We start from the raw sequence: 17,725 nt of genomic DNA, 5'->3' as shown, positions 1-17,725 counted from the left end.
CCATGAGCGCCCAAACAGAAAAAGGCATTATAGCCTGGTTTGCTCGCAATCCTGTGGCAGCCAACCTTTTAATGGTGTTCATATTGCTCGGTGGTTTACTCACTGCGATGACAATCCGCAAGCAAATGTTCCCACAATTCCAAATCAACTGGTTAAGTGTACAAGTTGCATACCCAGGAGCAGCTCCTCAAGAGGTTGAAGAAGGGATCACCATTAAAGTTGAAGAAGCGTTAGAAGGGATCCAAGGGGTCAAACGCTTAATCACGTATTCAAACCGCAGTAGCGCCAATGCCTGGATTGAAGTCGATGAAAGCTACAATGTGCAAGATGTACTCGATGAAGTCAAAATGCAGGTCGATTCAATATCGAGTTTTCCAGCCGGAATGGAGCGCCCTATTGTTGCACAGGAGAAGTTTGAGCAAGAAGTCATGGTGTTGGCTCTCTACGGGGATTTAAACCGTCGTGATTTACGCGAACTTGGCAATAAAGTTCATGATGAAATTCAAGCCTTACCCATGATCAACATCGCCCGCTTTAATGGCGGACTCAATTACGAGATAGGCATTGAGGTCAGCCCCGACCAACTGAGAGAATACGGTTTAACCTTCCGTGATATTGCCAATGCCGTGCGCGGATTTTCGGCCAATATGTCAGCAGGACAAATTAAGGCAGAAAATGGCTATATTTCGATGCGAGTTGAAAACCAAGCTTATACGGGTCGTCAATTTGAAAACCTGCCGCTTATTTCACTGCCTGATGGCACCCAAATTTTCTTAGGTGACGTTGCCACTGTTAATGATGGTTTCCAAGAAGGGATCCAATACCATAAATATAATGGTCATAATGCCTTAACGTTTGATATTCGCGCTTCAGAAGACCAAGATATCACCAAAGTCGCGGCCGTGGTCGAAAAATATCTGGCAGAAAAAGAATCCACCTTACCTGATGGCGTCAAACTTACTCCCATCGTTGACCTCACATATTACCTTGAAGGTCGCCTAAACATGATGATTGATAACATGGTTTGGGGTGGATTATTGGTGATGGTAATCCTGGCATTGTTTTTACGCGCTCGCCTCGCTTTTTGGGTGATGATGGGTTTACCCGTTTCATTTTTGGGTGCATTTTTATTCATGCCGATTGGCTTTTTAGATGTCACAATAAATGTTGCATCACTTTTCGCGTTTATTCTCGTACTTGGGATTGTCGTCGACGATGCCATTGTCATTGGCGAATCCGCCCACAGTGAAATCGAAGAACATGGACATTCATTAGATAATGTCATTCGTGGCGTAAAACGCGTTGCCATGCCTGCGACATTTGGGGTGCTAACCACTGTGGCCGCATTTTTACCAATGACGCTATCAACAGGCCCAGAGTCAGCATTTGGTAAAGCGATAGGTGGCGTCATTATCTTATGTTTGTTGTTTTCATTGGTTGAATCTAAGCTGATTTTACCGGCTCATATCGCAAAAATGAAAATGACACCACACAACCCACGTAATCCAATGCACCGTTTACGCAATCGCATCGATGGCGGGTTAAAAGCATTTGTAGAAGGCTACTATCGCCCTTTTATCGTCAAATGCATTCATTATCGCTATGCGGTGATAGCCAGCTTTATCGCAATATTAATCATTAGTGCCGGGCTGTTTGCTGGCGGTTTTGTAAAGTTTGTTTCTAGCCCTAAAATTCCTCATGATTTTCCTGCTGTGCGTATTGAGATGAACTTATCTTCGTCTGAAAAGGCGACTCTTGATACTGTTCTAGCGGTTGAAAAAGTCATTTTAGAAGTCGAAGAACAAGTAAAAGCTGATTATGGTATGCCAATGATCAAAGACTTGTCTGTTAGTTTAAATGGCCGTACCAATGCACGGATCATGGCAGTGTTGGTCGATCCCGACTCTCGCCCTATTGATACATTTGCGCTGTCAGATTTGTGGCGTAAAAATATGCCGCCATTACCGGGCATGAAATCAATGACTATCCAAGACAGCATTTTTGGTGGTGGACGTGATGATGGTGATATTAGCTTCCGTCTCGAAGGTAAAAATGTGGCTGATTTACGCAAAGTAGCGCAAGAGCTCAAAGACAAACTCAATACCATAAAAGGTGTGGGTGACATAAATGATTCAATGCAAAATGCCACCGATGAGGTCCGTTTAGATCTCAAACCACTGGCATACAGCATGGGCCTGACGTTGTCTGATGTCGCATCACAAGTCAGCTTTAGTTATTACGGTTTGGAGGCTCAACGTATTTTACGTGATGGTGAAGAAGTTAAAGTCATGATCCGCTACCCAGAAGAGCAGCGTAACTCCATCAGTGAAATTAACGATACCCGTATTATTACGCCTACTGGTGCAGAAGTCTTACTATCCGAAGTTGCCCAAGTCTCTCTGGCTGATGGCGTGAACCGTATACGCCGTGAAAATGCGAAACGGACTATCAATGTGTGGGCATCGGTCGATACAAACCAAGCTCAGCCATTCGAAATAGCTAAAGAGATCCGTGATGAATACCTCCCTGCACTGCTTAAAAACTATCCAGGGGTACAAAGTAGTGTGGCAGGTCGTATTCAAGATGAAATGAACAGTGCTGCCGAGCAAATGCGTAACTTTGTTTTATCGATGATTTTAGTCTTTGCCTTACTGGCTATTCCACTTCGCTCTTACTCACAGCCGTTATTGATTATGTCGGTTATCCCTTTTGGGGTGATTGGTGCGATGTTTGGCCATATGATTTTAGGCATGACGATGAGTAGTTTATCTATTTTCGGTATCATTGCCGTGGCCGGTGTTGTTGTAAACGACTCACTGGTGATGGTGGATTTTGTTAACCAAGCACGTAAAAAAGGCACGTCACTCAAACAAGCCGTAGAAGATGCTGGTTGCCGACGTTTTCGGGCGATTATGTTAACGTCAGTGACGACCTTTATTGGTCTCATTCCCATCATCACAGAAACAAGCTTACAAGCTAAAATAGTGATCCCGATGGCGGTTTCACTGGCATTTGGTGTATTGTTTGCCACATTTATCACGCTTATTTTGATTCCATGCCAATACGTCGCCTTGGAGGATTTAAAACGCGTACTCAAGCGCAATAAAACAGCTAAAACTGACACGCCTACGGCTGAAGTTTCAGTAAACTAAGTGTAATCAATTGACGAGCCAGTGGATTTTTTCGCTGGCTTTTTTATGCCCAGCTAAAAAATGATCTGTCTAAGTTATTAAAAAGGGTAGTTAAAGCAAGCCAACAACGCTACAAATGAGCAAAGGGCTGAGAGAATTGCCAATCCGATATACCGTAGCGCTTGAGCAGTTGATCAAGTTGACCCGTTTCACGCAACTTCACTAACCCCTCCTTTAAATAAAGCTGTAAAGTGGGTAGCTGAACCAGATTCGGATTAAAACCAATATACAATGGAGAGGTGATCCCTTCTGTGCCAGCATACACTACATTATCAATTTTTTGTTGATGCAAAAAATACTGCACTGTATTTTTCGTATCGAGGATCACTGAAAGGCGACCTTTTAGCAGCATATTAATATTCTGTTCTAAAGGAGAGCGGCCATGAGCAATATGCACTCTTTGCGGGTGTAATCGAATAAAAGCATCGAGGTTCGCACCGTATTCGTAAGACTCAATTACACCAAGGCGTTGATTTTTTAGTTGATCAATATTCTTGAATTGAAATGAATGGTTAGATAACACAAAAAAATCATTGGCATAATCACCTACAGTTACTTCACTTGCGATTAGTCCATGCTCCTTAATATGCACTTCAGTCAGTGCCAACACAATATCAAGGCGATTGTGTTCAATTTCTAAGAATGCTCGGCCTAATGGCATGACTTCAAATTCGATTTGAATGTGATGTAACGCCATTACTTGCTTTACAATTTCAACAACATAACCTGGTTTGTCTTGATCATCACAAATGTAGGGACACCAAGCATCTGAGGCAATCTTGAGTGTCGATACCTGCTCTTGACCCAAACTGGGTAATGAGGCTAAAAATAAAATAGAAAATAATAACCGGTTGCGCATTTTTTACCTAAAGCAATGCAAGGACTGCAGAGTTATTACGGATCCAAGGCTGTTCGATTTTCACCGACTCAGAAAGAATAGCCAATGCAGTGTTAGCTTGCTGCCAAGTTGAAAAAGAGTCGCTAATAACTAAATACGCACCTTCTTGCGCTAATGGCAAAACGTTTACTGAGTCTAACAAACGGTATTTTTTTATAAAATGGTCAACCCCTGCCTGGCTATGGATTTTTGCAAACTGAATAACAAAACCCGATTTAGGTAACCATTGTTCTGATGACGTAGTCACTAAGCCCTCAGAATGAGATAAAGGTTGAGTATCATTCGATGAGGCCGATGCAACTGTGAGGATCGATTCTGGCTGCTCTTTTACAGGCTCAGCTTGAGCGATTTGCTCTATCTGGGTGTCATTCGCCATTAACTGTTGTTCTTTTAACCTGAGCTGCTCAACTAATGCCAAAATTTTTCCACTTGCTTCTTGGCCATTTGCAATACTCATTTTCGCATAATACTCGCTTTTATCGAGATCAATAGCGACTTTTTCACCTTTTAGATAAATAGACGCGAGGTTATGCATCGCGTAATTACTGCCATTTTCTGCTGCACGTTCATACCAATGTAATGATTGCTCAACATCTCTATTCCACAACAAGGTTGCTAAGGCAAATTGTGCTTCCACTTCCCCCTGTTTGGCAGATTTTTCTATCCAGTTTAACCCTGCTTCAATATCTTTAGGCACAACTTTGTCTTGCAGCAAGATAGCACCGAGTTTAAGTTGCGCGTATGACTCCCCTGCTTCTGCGGCTTTTTTGTACCATTCATACGATTGCTTCCCATCTATCACTGTACCTTTGCCCTTTTCATACATTAACGCCACTTTACGTTGTGCAGGAATAAAATCGGCCTCGGCTGCACGGACATACCAATCAAATGCGTCAGATGAACTCTTAAGTACGCCTTTTCCTAACTCAAATGCGACCGCTAAATTAAACATGGCTTCAGGGTGAGATAATTCAGCAGCATGTGTGAGGTAAGAAATCGATTGATCAACATTCGGGCTGACACTTAGCCCTCGCGCGTAAATTTTAGCCATAATAAAACTAGCTGCAGCGTTATTGTCTTCGCTGTCTTCTCGGCACAAAGTAAATGCTTCGGAGTAATTATTGGCAGCAAAGGTTTCTTCACAACTAGCTCCTAACACAGAAGGTTGAAATAAGACTAAGGGTGCAATTGTTATTATTCTTGTAATGCGCAATTTTATCTCCCTAAAAAAAAAGCCCGGTACATACCGAGCTTTTATTGTAGTCTTGATTGTTAAATATATTCAACTGCTGTGATTTCATATTCAACCTCACCTTTGGGTGTGGTTATTATCACTGCATCATCAACCTCTTTTCCTATCAGCCCTCGCGCAATTGGCGAGTTAACAGATATTAAATTAGCTTTTATATTCGCCTCGTCATCACCCACGATGCGATAGGTCACTTCTTCATCTGTCTCAACATTGATGATTGTCACTGTCGTACCAAAAATAACCTTGCCCGTATTAGGCATTTTGGTGACATCAATTACTTGAACATTTGATAATTTAGCTTCAATTTCTTGAATACGGCCTTCGCAAAAGCCTTGTTCTTCACGGGCCGCGTGGTACTCAGCATTTTCTTTCAAATCGCCGTGTTCACGAGCTTCTGCAATATCAGCAATAATTCTTGGACGTTTAACTGTTTTTAGTTCGTTCAGTTCTTCACGAAGAAGTTCAACACCACGAACAGTCATCGGTGTTTGTTGCATAAAATCTCACTTATATACCCTAGCGACTTCGTCACTAGGGTATCTATTTTTTATTTTACGCGACGGTGTAACTCTTGTAATGAATTTACGGTAGAGCGATCGTCCGCAGCATTGGCTTTACAATTGGCAAATGCAGCGTTAAGCGTAGTGGTATAGTTTGTTTTGTGCTGAAGTGCTCCACGACGAAGAACTTTAGAATCTTCAATCGCTTGACGGCCTTCAGTTGTATTAACGATGTAGCTATATTCGCCATTTTTAATACGGTCAAGAATATGTGGACGACCTTCGAACACTTTATTCACACGACGTACTTCAATGCCTGCAGCCTCAAGAGCCGCAGCAGTGCCACCTGTTGCATCCAGTTCAAAACCAAGTTCTGTCATAATGCGTGCAAGTTCGACAATACGCTTTTTATCGCCATTACGCACTGATAATAAAGCACGGCCACCACGAGGTAAAATGTTTCCTGCACCTAATTGCGCTTTTGCAAACGCCTCGGCAAAGTTATCACCCACGCCCATGACTTCACCCGTTGAGCGCATTTCAGGGCCACGGATTGGATCCACACCTTGGAACTTAGCAAACGGTAAAACAACTTCTTTAACGCTGTAGTATGGAGGAATTGTTTCTTTAGTAATTCCTTGAGATGCTAGCGATTGGCCAGCCATACAACGCGCTGCAATCTTAGCAACCGGCACACCTGTCGCTTTAGAAACAAATGGGACTGTGCGCGCTGCACGTGGGTTCACTTCAATTAGATACACTTCACCATCTTTAACAGCGAACTGAGTATTCATCAAACCAACAACACCTAACTCAAGTGCCATACGAGTCACTTGGTCACGCATGCGATCTTGGATCTCAGGGCTTAACGTATATGGAGGTAATGAACAGGCCGAGTCACCCGAGTGAACACCCGCTTGTTCGATATGCTCCATAATCCCGCCAATGATTACTTGCTCACCATCACAAATTGCATCAACGTCGATTTCAATTGCATCATCTAAGAAATGGTCAAGTAAAACTGGTGCTTCATTTGAAGCTTGCACTGCTTCGGTCATGTAACGACGTAAATCATCTTCGTCGTATACAATTTCCATCGCACGGCCACCGAGTACATAAGATGGGCGAACAACAAGAGGGAAACCTATTTCTAACGATTTAGCCATGGCTTCTTCAGTTGAAGTCACAGTAGCGTTATGCGGCTGCAACAAGTCTAAACGTTCGACTAACTGTTGGAAACGCTCACGATCTTCAGCACGGTCAATCGCATCTGGTGAAGTACCAATAACTGGCACACCATTCGCTTCTAATTCACGCGCTAGTTTAAGTGGTGTTTGGCCACCGTATTGAACGATGACACCCTTTGGCTTTTCAACACGAACAATTTCAAGTACATCTTCAAGTGTAATCGGTTCGAAATACAAGCGATCTGATGTATCGTAATCCGTTGATACGGTCTCTGGATTACAGTTGACCATAATTGTTTCATAGCCATCTTCGCGAAGTGCGAGTGCTGCATGTACACAACAGTAATCAAACTCAATACCTTGGCCGATACGGTTTGGACCGCCACCGATAACCATGATTTTGTCTTTATCTGATGGATTCGCTTCACACTCTTCGTCGTAGCTTGAATACATATAGGCTGTATCAGAGCTAAACTCTGCAGCACAGGTATCAACTCGTTTGTAAACAGGGTTAATACCAAAGCTATGACGTTTTTTACGAATTTCAGCTTCTGAGACACCTGCAATTTCAGCAATACGAGCATCCGCAAAACCTTTACGCTTAAGGCGACGAAGGAAATCTTTCGTCAAACCAGCCATACCGCCTGATTTTATGGTTGCTTCATCTTTTAAGATGTCTTCAATTTGGACTAAGTACCAGCGATCAATTTTGGTGTATTCAAATACATCGTCAACAGACATGCCGTGACGCATAGCATCAGCAACGTACCAAATACGCTCAGCACCTGGCTCACGAAGTTCGTGAATAATCTTTTCTTTTGCACTTGGATCATCTAGCGCGACAATTGGGTTAAAACCTGTTGCACCCACTTCTAAACCACGAAGTGCTTTTTGTAATGACTCTTGTTGGTTACGACCAATCGCCATCACTTCACCGACTGATTTCATTTGCGTAGTCAAACGATCGTTTGCACCCGCAAATTTTTCAAAGTTAAAGCGTGGAATTTTTGTCACTACATAATCGATAGAAGGTTCAAATGAAGCAGGTGTTTTACCACCAGTGATATCATTTTGTAACTCATCTAAGGTGTAACCTACTGCTAATTTTGCAGCGATTTTTGCAATCGGGAAACCGGTTGCTTTTGACGCGAGAGCTGATGAGCGTGATACACGAGGATTCATTTCAATGATAACCATACGACCATCGTCTGGGTTAACACCGAACTGAACGTTTGAACCACCTGTTTCAACACCAATCTCACGTAACACAGCCATCGAGGCATTACGCATGATTTGGTATTCTTTATCAGTTAATGTTTGCGCAGGTGCAACTGTGATTGAATCACCGGTGTGCACGCCCATAGGGTCAAAGTTTTCAATCGAACAGACGATGATACAGTTGTCGTTTTTGTCACGAACTACTTCCATCTCGTACTCTTTCCAACCAATTAAAGACTCATCGATTAGAAGCTCACTGGTTGGTGAAAGATCGAGACCACGCTCACAAATTTCTTCAAACTCTTCCAGGTTGTATGCTACACCACCACCTGTTCCACCCATAGTGAAAGAAGGACGGATAATACAAGGCAAACCGATACGCTTAACAATTTCTTTCGCTTCGTCCATTGAGTGTGCGATTTCAGCACGAGGACATTCTAAGCCGATATTTTTCATTGCTGTATCAAAGCGTTCACGGTTTTCTGCTTTATCGATTGCATCAGCTGTTGCACCAATTAGCTCAACACCGTGCTTAGCCAGTACACCGTACTTGTCTAAATCAAGCGCACAGTTTAACGCTGTTTGGCCACCCATAGTCGGTAACACCGCATCTGGCTTTTCTTTTTCGATAATTTTTTCAACGACTTCCCAATGGATTGGCTCAACATACGTTGCATCGGCCATATCCGGGTCTGTCATGATAGTCGCAGGGTTAGAATTCACTAGAATGACACGGTAGCCTTCTTCGCGAAGCGCTTTACAGGCTTGTGCACCCGAGTAGTCAAATTCACAGGCTTGGCCGATCACAATTGGGCCGGCACCTAGGATAAGAATGCTTTTTAAATCAGTACGTTTTGGCATTGTTACTCGGTCCTAAATTATTGTTTACGTGCTTGCATCAAATCGATGAAGTGATCAAATAACGGGGCTGCATCATGCGGTCCAGGGCTTGCTTCAGGGTGACCTTGGAAGCTAAAAGCTGGTTTATCAGTACGATGAATACCTTGCAATGTGCCATCAAATAATGATTTATGCGTTGCACGCAATGTGTCAGGAAGGGTTGCTTCATCTGCTGCAAAGCCATGATTTTGTGCTGTGATCATGACGACGCCACGATCAAGGTCTTTAACTGGGTGGTTACCACCATGATGACCAAACTTCATCTTAACTGTTTGTGCACCAGAGGCGAGTGCCAGCAATTGGTGACCTAAGCAAATACCAAAGATAGGGGTATCTGTTTCGAGGAATGCAGTAATTGCGTCAATTGCATAGGTACATGGTGCTGGATCGCCCGGTCCATTTGATAAAAAGATACCATCAGGATTCAGAGCAAGTACGTCTTTTGCACTCGTTTGTGCTGGTACAACCGTTAACTTACAGCCGCGGTCAACTAACATACGTAAGATATTGCGTTTCACACCAAAATCATAGGCAACGACATGAAACTTTTGCTCTTCCTCAGCAAGGGTTTTAAAACCTTCGCCTAACGTCCAGCTTCCTTCGTTCCACTGATACTGTTCAGTTGTCGTAACAACTTTCGCAAGATCCATCCCTTTTAAGCCAGGGAACGCTTTTGCTGCTTCCAATGCTTTTTCTTCGTTTATCTCACCGGCAATAATACAGCCATTCTGCGCACCTTTATCACGTAAAATACGTGTAAGCTTGCGTGTATCGATGTCTGCAATTCCTAAGATATTACGAGCTTTTAAATATTCATCTAATGATTGCTCATTACGGAAATTACTCGCTAGCAGAGGCAAATCACGAATTACTAAGCCTTTAGCCCAGATCTTATTCGCTTCTTCGTCTTCGCTGTTAGTGCCCGTATTACCCACATGCGGATAAGTCAGGGTTACGATTTGTTCCGCATATGAGGGATCAGTTAAAATCTCCTGATAGCCTGTCATTGATGTATTAAACACTACTTCACCGACTGAAATACCTTCAGCCCCAATAGCAGTACCGCGGAACACTGTGCCGTCTTCTAGGACTAACAAAGCGGATATAGTCAAGTTAACCTCCTAACAGTAAAAAACGGGTGTAAAAACTGACGATTTACGACCCGCTCAAGGCGTTTGGAAACACGCAAAATAAATTTTGGCAAATTGTGCTTATTCTAGAATAAAAAGCGTCGCAGGTCTAACCCTAATTATAAAAAATATAAAAATAGCGCCTTTCATATAAAAATTAAGCCAAACCGCTAAAAAAAAACCTTTTCTACTTAAAACCTAGCACATCTTGCATATCATAAAGTCCCGCAGGTTTATTTTTCAACCAAGCTGCAGCCCTTACTGCACCTTGCGCAAAGGTCATTCTTGAACTCGCTTTGTGCGTAATTTCGAGCCTTTCGCCCATAGATGCGAAATAAGCCGTATGTTCACCGACTATATCCCCAGCTCGCAACACTGAATAACCGATTTCGTTTTGAGATTTTTCAACATGATCATGGTGACGTTCATAACGTGCCACCTCGTCATGCTGCCAACCTTTCGCATCTGCAATCGCCTCTCCAATCGCTAATGCAGTGCCTGATGGGGCATCTATCTTATGACGGTGATGCGCTTCAAACACTTCGATATCGATATCATCTGATAACGTTCTTGCGGCGGTTTGCACTAAGTTAAGGAGTAAATTAATCCCGACACTAAAGTTACGAGAAAACACGATGGGAATAGTTTTAGCAGCTTGCTCTAATTTAGCAAACTCCGCAACTGTTAACCCTGTTGTGCCAATAACCATTGGGAGTTTATGAGTGACAGCAAAAGCTAAGTGCGTCAACATTCCTTGTGGTAAGGTAAAATCAATCAATACATCGATTGAGCTGGGCTCTGCGCAATGGTAATCACTAAAGGCTAAATCACACGCCGTAGCGCCAATTATTGGCCCTACGGAAATTTGATAAAAGGTCGAGCTTGGTCGTACAAATGCGCCAGCTATTTGACTCTCGGTCGATTTTTCTGTTGCTTGTAATAAAGCTTGTCCCATGCGGCCATTAGCACCAAAAACACCAATTTTATTCATATTATTCTCTTTATTAATAAGTGGTTAAATTAAGTCTGCTTAATCTTATTTGTTTAATAAAAAAGCAGATAAAGACTTTTTAACCAGCGATTATTACGATATGTTAAGTTTAATGTTTATTTATCACAGATGCACCAAAGGGATTTCTTGAGGTTAATAAACATCAATTGATGGGCACAGTGTAACAATAAAAATTTGACAAAACATCTAGCCATCTATACATTCGCACTTCCTTAGATTTAAGGCGCCGATTTGGTCTTTGGCTTGCGGGCGCTTGAAAAATGCAGCTAAAAAAGGAACTCGTGGGCTGCGTCGTTATTTATTAAGAGGTTAATATGCAGTCTACCTACAGCAAATTAAACGCCAAGTTATCTTTGCTTCCATTACTCAGCTTTGTCGCTATTTTTTTAGGCGCAGGTCTATACCTCCAATCACAAGGGGTCGATTACGCGTTTTATCAGCTGCCTGCTCCAGTTGCGATTTTGCCCGCGATATTACTCGCTTTTTTCTTAAATAAAGCATCAATTAATCAGTCTGTTGATACCTTCATCAAAGGTGCTGGCCATAGCAATATCATCACTATGTGCTTGATTTACCTCCTTGCAGGTGCTTTCTCTACTGTCGCGGGTGCAACAGGTGGTGTCGATGCCGTCGTTAACGCAGGGCTTGATCTAGTTCCACCTAGTTTTCTTTTACCAGGGTTATTTTTAATTTCTGCAATTGTGGCTACAGCCATGGGCACATCAATGGGAACCATCGGGGCAATTGGTCCCATCGCCTATGCGCTATCGCTAAAAACAGGAATGGATCCCGCTTTAGTTGCTGGTGCAGTAGTTTCTGGTGCGATGTTTGGTGATAACTTATCCATCATTTCAGATACCACTATTGCTGCTACCCGTACCCAAGGCTGTGAAATGAAAGATAAATTTCGTGAGAACTTTAAAATTGCCGTTCCTGCCGCGATTTTAACGGTAATTTTATTATTTGTGCTCACTCCAGAGCCTGAAGTCATTGAGGTGAAAGAGTACGATTTATTATTGGTATTACCGTACGCATTTATCTTAATTTTAGCTGTAATGGGCTTTAATGTGTTTGTGGTGCTATTCAGCGGTATTGTATTTGCTGGCTTAATGGGTTTTACCGCAGACTATCAAGGCAGTGCCTTTATAAAAGATATTTATGAAGGCTTTAGTGGCATGCAAGAAATATTTTTACTTTCAATGCTGATTGGCGGTTTATCTGAATTTATTCGCATCAATGGTGGGCTTGATTATATTGCACACAAAATCCAAACGTTGACACTAGTCATTGCTAAATGGAATCGAAAAGTGGCTGATCAACTCGGGATCGCGGCATTAGTATTAACATCAAACTTATGTATCGCTAATAACACCGTCTCCATTATTGTCGCAGGCCCAATCGCGAAAAAACTCGCTGAGGATGGGCAAATTTCCGCCAAACGTTCAGCCAGTTTGCTCGATATTTTCGCCTGTGTCATGCAAGGCTCATTGCCCTACGGTGCACAAGCGCTTTTACTCGGCGCCACTTTTCAAATTTCACCTTGGCAAGTATCAACATCTTCCTATTATTGTTTCATTTTAGCCTTTACTGCGGTCGGCGTCATTTGCCTCAATCGACATAAAGCCTAAGTGCCTCATATAAAAAATGCAGCTGATATGCTGCATTTTTTATCTATATCCACTTTCCCTCTCATTTTGTTCTACACTGAACACTACCTTTGTTCAATAGCGTAACTCTATGAAAAAACTGCTAACCCTGCTGCTGTTAATCTCTGCTAATACGTACGCAGCCACTTGGAGCCAAACCCAATTTCATTTTAATCAAGGTGATTTCCTTAATCCCTTTACCCATCACGATGCAAAAACCAATGTAGCGACCTTACAGCACAGTTCATCTTATGACTTAGGCGATAACTTTTTTTTCGTTGACTTTATCAGAGATAATCGCAGTGATGGCTATCAAGATAATGATTATTATGGTGAGTTTTATTCAACCATTAGCTTTTCAAAAGCATCCGCGAACACTTACTCATTTGGCGCAATTAAAGATATTGGTGCAGTAATCGGTGTCAATGCTGCAGGAGATGCAAATGTAGTCAAATATCTGCCTGGGTTAAAACTTTACTGGGATGTACCTGGGTTTGCATTTTTTAATACCCTTATCACTGGGTATCTAGATGATAATGGCGGACTTGTCTCAGGTGGTGCACCTTCAGAAACAGATAGTTGGATGATTGATGCTGCTTGGGGGCTACCTTTTACTATCGGCAATCAACGCTTTAATTTTACCGGCCACATTGAATACATTGATGGCCGAAAAAATGAGTTAGGCAAAGAAGTAAATAGCTGGATTTTGGCACAACCTATTTTACAATGGGATTTAGGCCACGCACTTGAGTTTGAAGAAAACACGCTATTAATGGGTGTTAAATGGCAAGTATGGCGTAATAAGTTAGGGACTGACAACAATGAATCAGCCCCACAAATCCATGTCGCATGGACATTTTAAGCCATATTAAAGTTACTTAATTATGGGGGCTTATTTTATATCTCACAGCCTGGAGTTTTACCCGCCCCGACTGCTGCATGATGTAATTTCATCACTGCTGGCATCTGGTTTCGTAATTCGCTGATCCTTGTGGTTGGCGAAGGATGAGTAGATAAAAATTCAGGTGTGCCTCCGCTGCCAGCAGCACTCATATTTTGCCACAATGTAATCGACTCTTTTGGGTTAAACCCTGCTTTTGACATCAGCTCCAAGCCTATTTCATCAGCTTCAGACTCATGTGTGCGGCTAAATGGTAACGTCACACCATATTGAGCCCCCACACCCAGTGCCATCATTATTGCACCTTGGTATTCATTTTGAATACTTCTTAAGCTCGTGTCGGCTGCTTGCATACCTAATTGAATGGCTGAGTTTTGTGAAGCCCGCTCATTTGAATGCTCTGCGATCACATGCCCGACCTCATGTCCCATCACTGTGGCGACTTGATGCTGATTAATAGCGACTTTCAATAAGCCGGTATGAACACCAATTTTACCGCCAGGTAATGCGAATGCATTGGCTGAAGCCTCCTCAAAAACAACCACTTCCCATTGCTGTTGCGCATATTTACCGGGCAACACTGCAATGACATTATCAGCAATACATTGGATATAACGATTCACTTTCGGATCTTTATTAATCGGCAACTGTTGCTTCAATTGCTCAAAACTTTGTTTCCCCATCGTATTCATCTGTCCATCTGAATATAACGCTAATTGAGTCCGGCCCGTTGGCGAGGTCTTGCAGCCCACTAAAACCGTGGCGACAGATAAAGCAAGAAGTACGTGTTTCATGTTGTTCCTTGATTAAAATCCACAATTATCAGTATTCTAATCTAGCCCCTGGAGATTTAATAGCCTCAAATAGCTAGGCGCAAATTCACGCAAGGAATTTGGCCTAATTAACTTGTTAAAAATCACTAAAGACATAGACTATACCTCCCCTTTCTCATTGAGCGTACTTAATGTCCCTGTCAATTAATAGACGCCTTCTGTTACCCTTATTAGCCAGTATTGTCGCTATCACGCCGCTAGCGGTTGATTTGTATCTACCCGCGATGCTGCAAATGGCGACAGATATGGACACGAGTATCAGTTTGGTTCAACTTTCTTTAAGTACCTATTTAGCTGGGTATTCATTAGGTATGCTCTTTTTTGGCCCATTAGCAGACCAATTAGGCCGTCGGCTACTAGCATTAATTGGCTTATCTGGGTTTGGATTTTTTTCTCTATTGCTTGTTTTTTGCCAAGACATTCAGTGGTTTTTAGTATTTCGCGCATGCCAAGCTTTTTTTGGCGCAGCTGCAACAGTGGTTGTACCGGGTATTATTCGACACATCTATCAAAAAGACACTGCAAAAGGCATGTCATATGTGTCGATGATAATGATGATAGCTCCTTTGTTAGCGCCAAGTATTGGCAGTGCCTTAATGATGTTCTGGCATTGGCAAAGTATATTTATCGTTTTGTGCATTTACAGCTTTACGATTTTATTACTCGTGTGGCGCTATTTATTCAATATCCCAATCTTTCAATCAGATCACCGTGGGCTGGCTTTATTTATTGATAGCTATCGTACCGTTTTAAGTTATCGGCCTGCACGTTTTGATATCTTAACCTCAATGTTTGCTTCATTTGCATTTTTCTGCTTTTTAACGTCAGTCCCTTTTATCTACCTCGATTATTTTTCAGTCAATGAACAGCTGTTTGGTGTGTTATTTGCCTGTAATGTTGTGGCATTGATGTGTGGTAATTTTCTTAATACCCGCCTTGTGACAAAAATAGGCTCGCGCAAAATGCTCTATTTTGGCCTTGCTTTAGCGCTGATAAGTGCCACTGCGCTTGTTTCATTAACCGTGTTTTCCCCTAATTTAGTTGGCTTTGTGGTGTGTATGGCCCCCCTAATGATGAGCTTAGGTATTATGGCTAGTAATGCAGATGCATTGATTTTAATTGAGTTTGAAAGAAAGTCAGGCACAGCAACAGCCGTTATTGGCACACTGCGATTTGGTAGTGGTGCGTTAGCGGGGCCATTATTGGCTTTTTTACATACTGAAAATGCGGTTGGTTTTTCTGCATTAATGGCAGTTGCTATCGTAGCTATTTTTGTGTGCCAAACTTGCAAATGGTTACAGATAAAAAACGACATTAAGCTTTAAAAACGATAATGCCCTTATTTCTTACAAAATAAAGGCATTATTAAACGGCGTGCTTCGTAATGATTACTCGGCGGCTTTAGAGACCATCACCATGGCAGGGCGCAGTAAACGGCCATTCAAGGTATAGCCTTTTTGCATAACAGCTAGCACTGTATTGGGCTCTACATCAGCACTTGGCTGTAAAGACATGGCTTGATGGAACTCAGGATTGAATGCTTCCCCTTGCGGATTAACAACTTCAACACCAAATTTACTCACGGCACTGACAAAACTTGAAACCGTCATATCAATCCCTTCTAACAAAGGTTTTAAGGTTTCATTTTCTTTATCTGCAAATTCAATTGCACGCTCTAGATTATCAATTACTGGCAGTAATTCATTTGAAAATTTTTCTAATGCAAATTTGTGCGCTTTTTCTACATCCTGTGCAGCACGACGACGAACATTGTCAACTTCAGCTGCTGCACGCACAACACTGTCTTTTTGATCGGCAATTGTTTGATTTGCTGCTTCTAATTCTGCAGATAATAATGCAATCTCAGCTTCAGGGCTCATCTCTTGCTCTGGTTGAACATCTTGCTGTACTTCTTGTTCAGCGGCTTGTTCATTTAATTCTGCTTCCTGTGAAGCCTGATTTGTTTGTTCTGACATTATTTCTGATCTCCAATTCTTTACAACTGCGGTAATTATGGGGATGGAATTTTTGCTTTCAAGAGTTAATTAATCAAGAAATGTAAATTCCGTTAAGATTGCAGCTATTTGTGCTGACTTTTTGCAAATAATACAAAAACGACCTTGGTAGCCACCGTTTGAAAAGTAAGGCACACTCACTATCATCAATTGCTCAAAACCATGAAAGGGAATGTCATCACCGAAGATAACTGACACCCCCTGAGTAAATGCTAACTTCTCCTCAACAAAACTCAGTAAGGGCGTGCCAATACAAGGCTGTTCAGAACCTTGTAATGATTCATACAGGTAACTTTCGCCTACGACGATAGAATTATCTGACCCTAATTTATCAAATAAAAGGCGCGTCCATTGTGTCAGTGAACCATGACAAAACATCGGCGCTGTCTTCGCCATGGCTCGCATTCTCTTTAACCCTTCTAACAAAGGCTGCGCAGAAAAAACCGTATTCAACCAAGCATTAAACTGTAACCGGATTGCTTCATTGGCTTCGAGTGGTTTAGTAATCACTACATTTTGGCTTTGCCCCTGGCGGTCAAATAATAAAATCAGCCAACTTTGCTGATCAAAATCCAGTACTTCAACGCGAAAAATAGCCTGTGATGTCACCGTTGGTAAACCAACACAAGCGCATAACTTATAGCGTTGGCTAATTGAATGAGTAAACTGAATTAACGCCTCTTGGCTGGGCTGCCAAAAAGCGGCAATTGATGAAAGATCAAATAATTCATTCAACCAAAATTGATACCCTTCTTTAGTCGGCACTCGTCCTGCAGAGGTATGCGGCGAGTAAATTAACCCCAACTTTTCAAGTCTAACCATTGCATTGCGGACAGTCGCAGAGCAAACCGCCATCCCCTTTTGTTTTGCAATTAATGCCGAAGGCACAGCGAGTCCTGAACCATTGCAATGCAAGTCCATCAGTGAGGTAAATACTTTGAGATCACGAGGATTTAGTTTCATAACGAGTTTATGTGGGCGCGCTTATTTATTTTCAAGTAGCAGAGCTTTTGGATATACTGAAATTATATTAACTTTCAGT

13 protein-coding genes are annotated in these 17,725 nt (G+C 42.2%); 4 read left to right on the top strand and 9 right to left on the bottom strand.

Annotated features, from left to right (window positions below; translation table 11 throughout):
• The first annotated feature begins 2 nt into the window (after positions 1-2).
• Positions 3-3,152 (top strand): efflux RND transporter permease subunit, encoded by a 3,150-nt coding sequence (locus AC3KVK_RS06145; protein WP_490313400.1) that lies wholly within the window; start codon positions 3-5, stop codon positions 3,150-3,152.
• A 109-nt stretch (positions 3,153-3,261) separates the two neighbouring features.
• Here AC3KVK_RS06145 and AC3KVK_RS06140 read toward each other — a convergent pair whose 3' ends face one another.
• The 6 genes from AC3KVK_RS06140 to dapB form a co-directional block, all read right to left on the bottom strand.
• Positions 3,262-4,050, bottom strand: a complete 789-nt coding sequence (locus AC3KVK_RS06140; protein ID WP_490313401.1) for a substrate-binding periplasmic protein — start codon at positions 4,048-4,050, stop codon at positions 3,262-3,264.
• Positions 4,051-4,057: 7 nt separating this feature from the next.
• The gene (locus tag AC3KVK_RS06135; RefSeq protein ID WP_490313402.1) at positions 4,058-5,302 is read right to left on the bottom strand and encodes a tetratricopeptide repeat protein; all 1,245 of its coding nucleotides are present in this window, start codon (positions 5,300-5,302) and stop codon (positions 4,058-4,060) included.
• A 59-nt stretch (positions 5,303-5,361) separates the two neighbouring features.
• Positions 5,362-5,838: a transcription elongation factor GreA gene (greA, locus tag AC3KVK_RS06130; RefSeq protein WP_490313403.1), complete on the bottom strand. Its 477-nt coding sequence runs from the start codon at positions 5,836-5,838 to the stop codon at positions 5,362-5,364.
• A 50-nt stretch (positions 5,839-5,888) separates the two neighbouring features.
• Positions 5,889-9,107 (bottom strand): carbamoyl-phosphate synthase large subunit, encoded by a 3,219-nt coding sequence (carB, locus tag AC3KVK_RS06125; RefSeq protein ID WP_490313404.1) that lies wholly within the window; start codon positions 9,105-9,107, stop codon positions 5,889-5,891.
• A 17-nt stretch (positions 9,108-9,124) separates the two neighbouring features.
• Positions 9,125-10,258, bottom strand: a complete 1,134-nt coding sequence (carA, locus tag AC3KVK_RS06120; protein WP_490313405.1) for a glutamine-hydrolyzing carbamoyl-phosphate synthase small subunit — start codon at positions 10,256-10,258, stop codon at positions 9,125-9,127.
• A gap of 205 nt (positions 10,259-10,463) precedes the next feature.
• Positions 10,464-11,267 (bottom strand): 4-hydroxy-tetrahydrodipicolinate reductase, encoded by an 804-nt coding sequence (gene dapB, locus AC3KVK_RS06115; RefSeq protein ID WP_490313406.1) that lies wholly within the window; start codon positions 11,265-11,267, stop codon positions 10,464-10,466.
• 335 nt (positions 11,268-11,602) lie between these two features.
• Between dapB and AC3KVK_RS06110 the strand changes: the two genes are divergently transcribed.
• Together AC3KVK_RS06110 and AC3KVK_RS06105 are read left to right on the top strand one after the other, a co-directional pair.
• On the top strand, positions 11,603-12,916 hold the full coding sequence (locus AC3KVK_RS06110) for a Na+/H+ antiporter NhaC family protein (RefSeq protein ID WP_490313407.1): 1,314 nt from the start codon (positions 11,603-11,605) through the stop codon (positions 12,914-12,916).
• A 109-nt stretch (positions 12,917-13,025) separates the two neighbouring features.
• On the top strand, positions 13,026-13,796 hold the full coding sequence (locus tag AC3KVK_RS06105) for a nucleoside-binding protein (protein ID WP_490313408.1): 771 nt from the start codon (positions 13,026-13,028) through the stop codon (positions 13,794-13,796).
• 35 nt (positions 13,797-13,831) lie between these two features.
• On the opposite strand, the gene AC3KVK_RS06100 is transcribed toward AC3KVK_RS06105, so the two are convergent.
• Positions 13,832-14,629, bottom strand: coding sequence for a M48 family metallopeptidase (locus AC3KVK_RS06100; protein ID WP_490313409.1), 798 nt, complete (start codon positions 14,627-14,629; stop codon positions 13,832-13,834).
• Positions 14,630-14,799: 170 nt separating this feature from the next.
• Between AC3KVK_RS06100 and AC3KVK_RS06095 the strand changes: the two genes are divergently transcribed.
• Positions 14,800-15,993, top strand: coding sequence for a multidrug effflux MFS transporter (locus AC3KVK_RS06095; RefSeq protein WP_490313410.1), 1,194 nt, complete (start codon positions 14,800-14,802; stop codon positions 15,991-15,993).
• 63 nt (positions 15,994-16,056) lie between these two features.
• On the opposite strand, the gene grpE is transcribed toward AC3KVK_RS06095, so the two are convergent.
• Together grpE and AC3KVK_RS06085 are read right to left on the bottom strand one after the other, a co-directional pair.
• A complete protein-coding gene (grpE, locus tag AC3KVK_RS06090) occupies positions 16,057-16,644 on the bottom strand; it encodes a nucleotide exchange factor GrpE (RefSeq protein WP_490313411.1) in 588 nt (195 codons plus the stop codon).
• A 69-nt stretch (positions 16,645-16,713) separates the two neighbouring features.
• Positions 16,714-17,646: an HrcA family transcriptional regulator gene (locus AC3KVK_RS06085; protein WP_518526931.1), complete on the bottom strand. Its 933-nt coding sequence runs from the start codon at positions 17,644-17,646 to the stop codon at positions 16,714-16,716.
• Between the last annotated feature and the right edge of the window lie 79 nt (positions 17,647-17,725).

This window comes from Pseudoalteromonas sp. J2K-J979, from assembly GCF_058169715.2.
This window is presented reverse-complemented; position numbering and strand designations above follow the sequence as displayed.

Bases quoted from the DNA above. Each gene is read 5' to 3' on its own strand.
- AC3KVK_RS06145 (WP_490313400.1), top strand. From the start codon at position 3: ATGAGCGCCCAAACAGAAAAAGGCATTATAGCCTGGTTTGCTCGCAAT.
- dapB (WP_490313406.1), bottom strand. From the start codon at position 11,267: ATGAATAAAATTGGTGTTTTTGGTGCTAATGGCCGCATGGGACAAGCT.
- grpE (WP_490313411.1), bottom strand. From the start codon at position 16,644: ATGTCAGAACAAACAAATCAGGCTTCACAGGAAGCAGAATTAAATGAA.
- AC3KVK_RS06140 (WP_490313401.1), bottom strand. From the start codon at position 4,050: ATGCGCAACCGGTTATTATTTTCTATTTTATTTTTAGCCTCATTACCC.
- greA (WP_490313403.1), bottom strand. From the start codon at position 5,838: ATGCAACAAACACCGATGACTGTTCGTGGTGTTGAACTTCTTCGTGAA.
- AC3KVK_RS06110 (WP_490313407.1), top strand. From the start codon at position 11,603: ATGCAGTCTACCTACAGCAAATTAAACGCCAAGTTATCTTTGCTTCCA.
- AC3KVK_RS06085 (WP_518526931.1), bottom strand. From the start codon at position 17,646: ATGAAACTAAATCCTCGTGATCTCAAAGTATTTACCTCACTGATGGAC.
- AC3KVK_RS06095 (WP_490313410.1), top strand. From the start codon at position 14,800: ATGTCCCTGTCAATTAATAGACGCCTTCTGTTACCCTTATTAGCCAGT.
- AC3KVK_RS06105 (WP_490313408.1), top strand. From the start codon at position 13,026: ATGAAAAAACTGCTAACCCTGCTGCTGTTAATCTCTGCTAATACGTAC.
- AC3KVK_RS06100 (WP_490313409.1), bottom strand. From the start codon at position 14,629: ATGAAACACGTACTTCTTGCTTTATCTGTCGCCACGGTTTTAGTGGGC.
- carB (WP_490313404.1), bottom strand. From the start codon at position 9,107: ATGCCAAAACGTACTGATTTAAAAAGCATTCTTATCCTAGGTGCCGGC.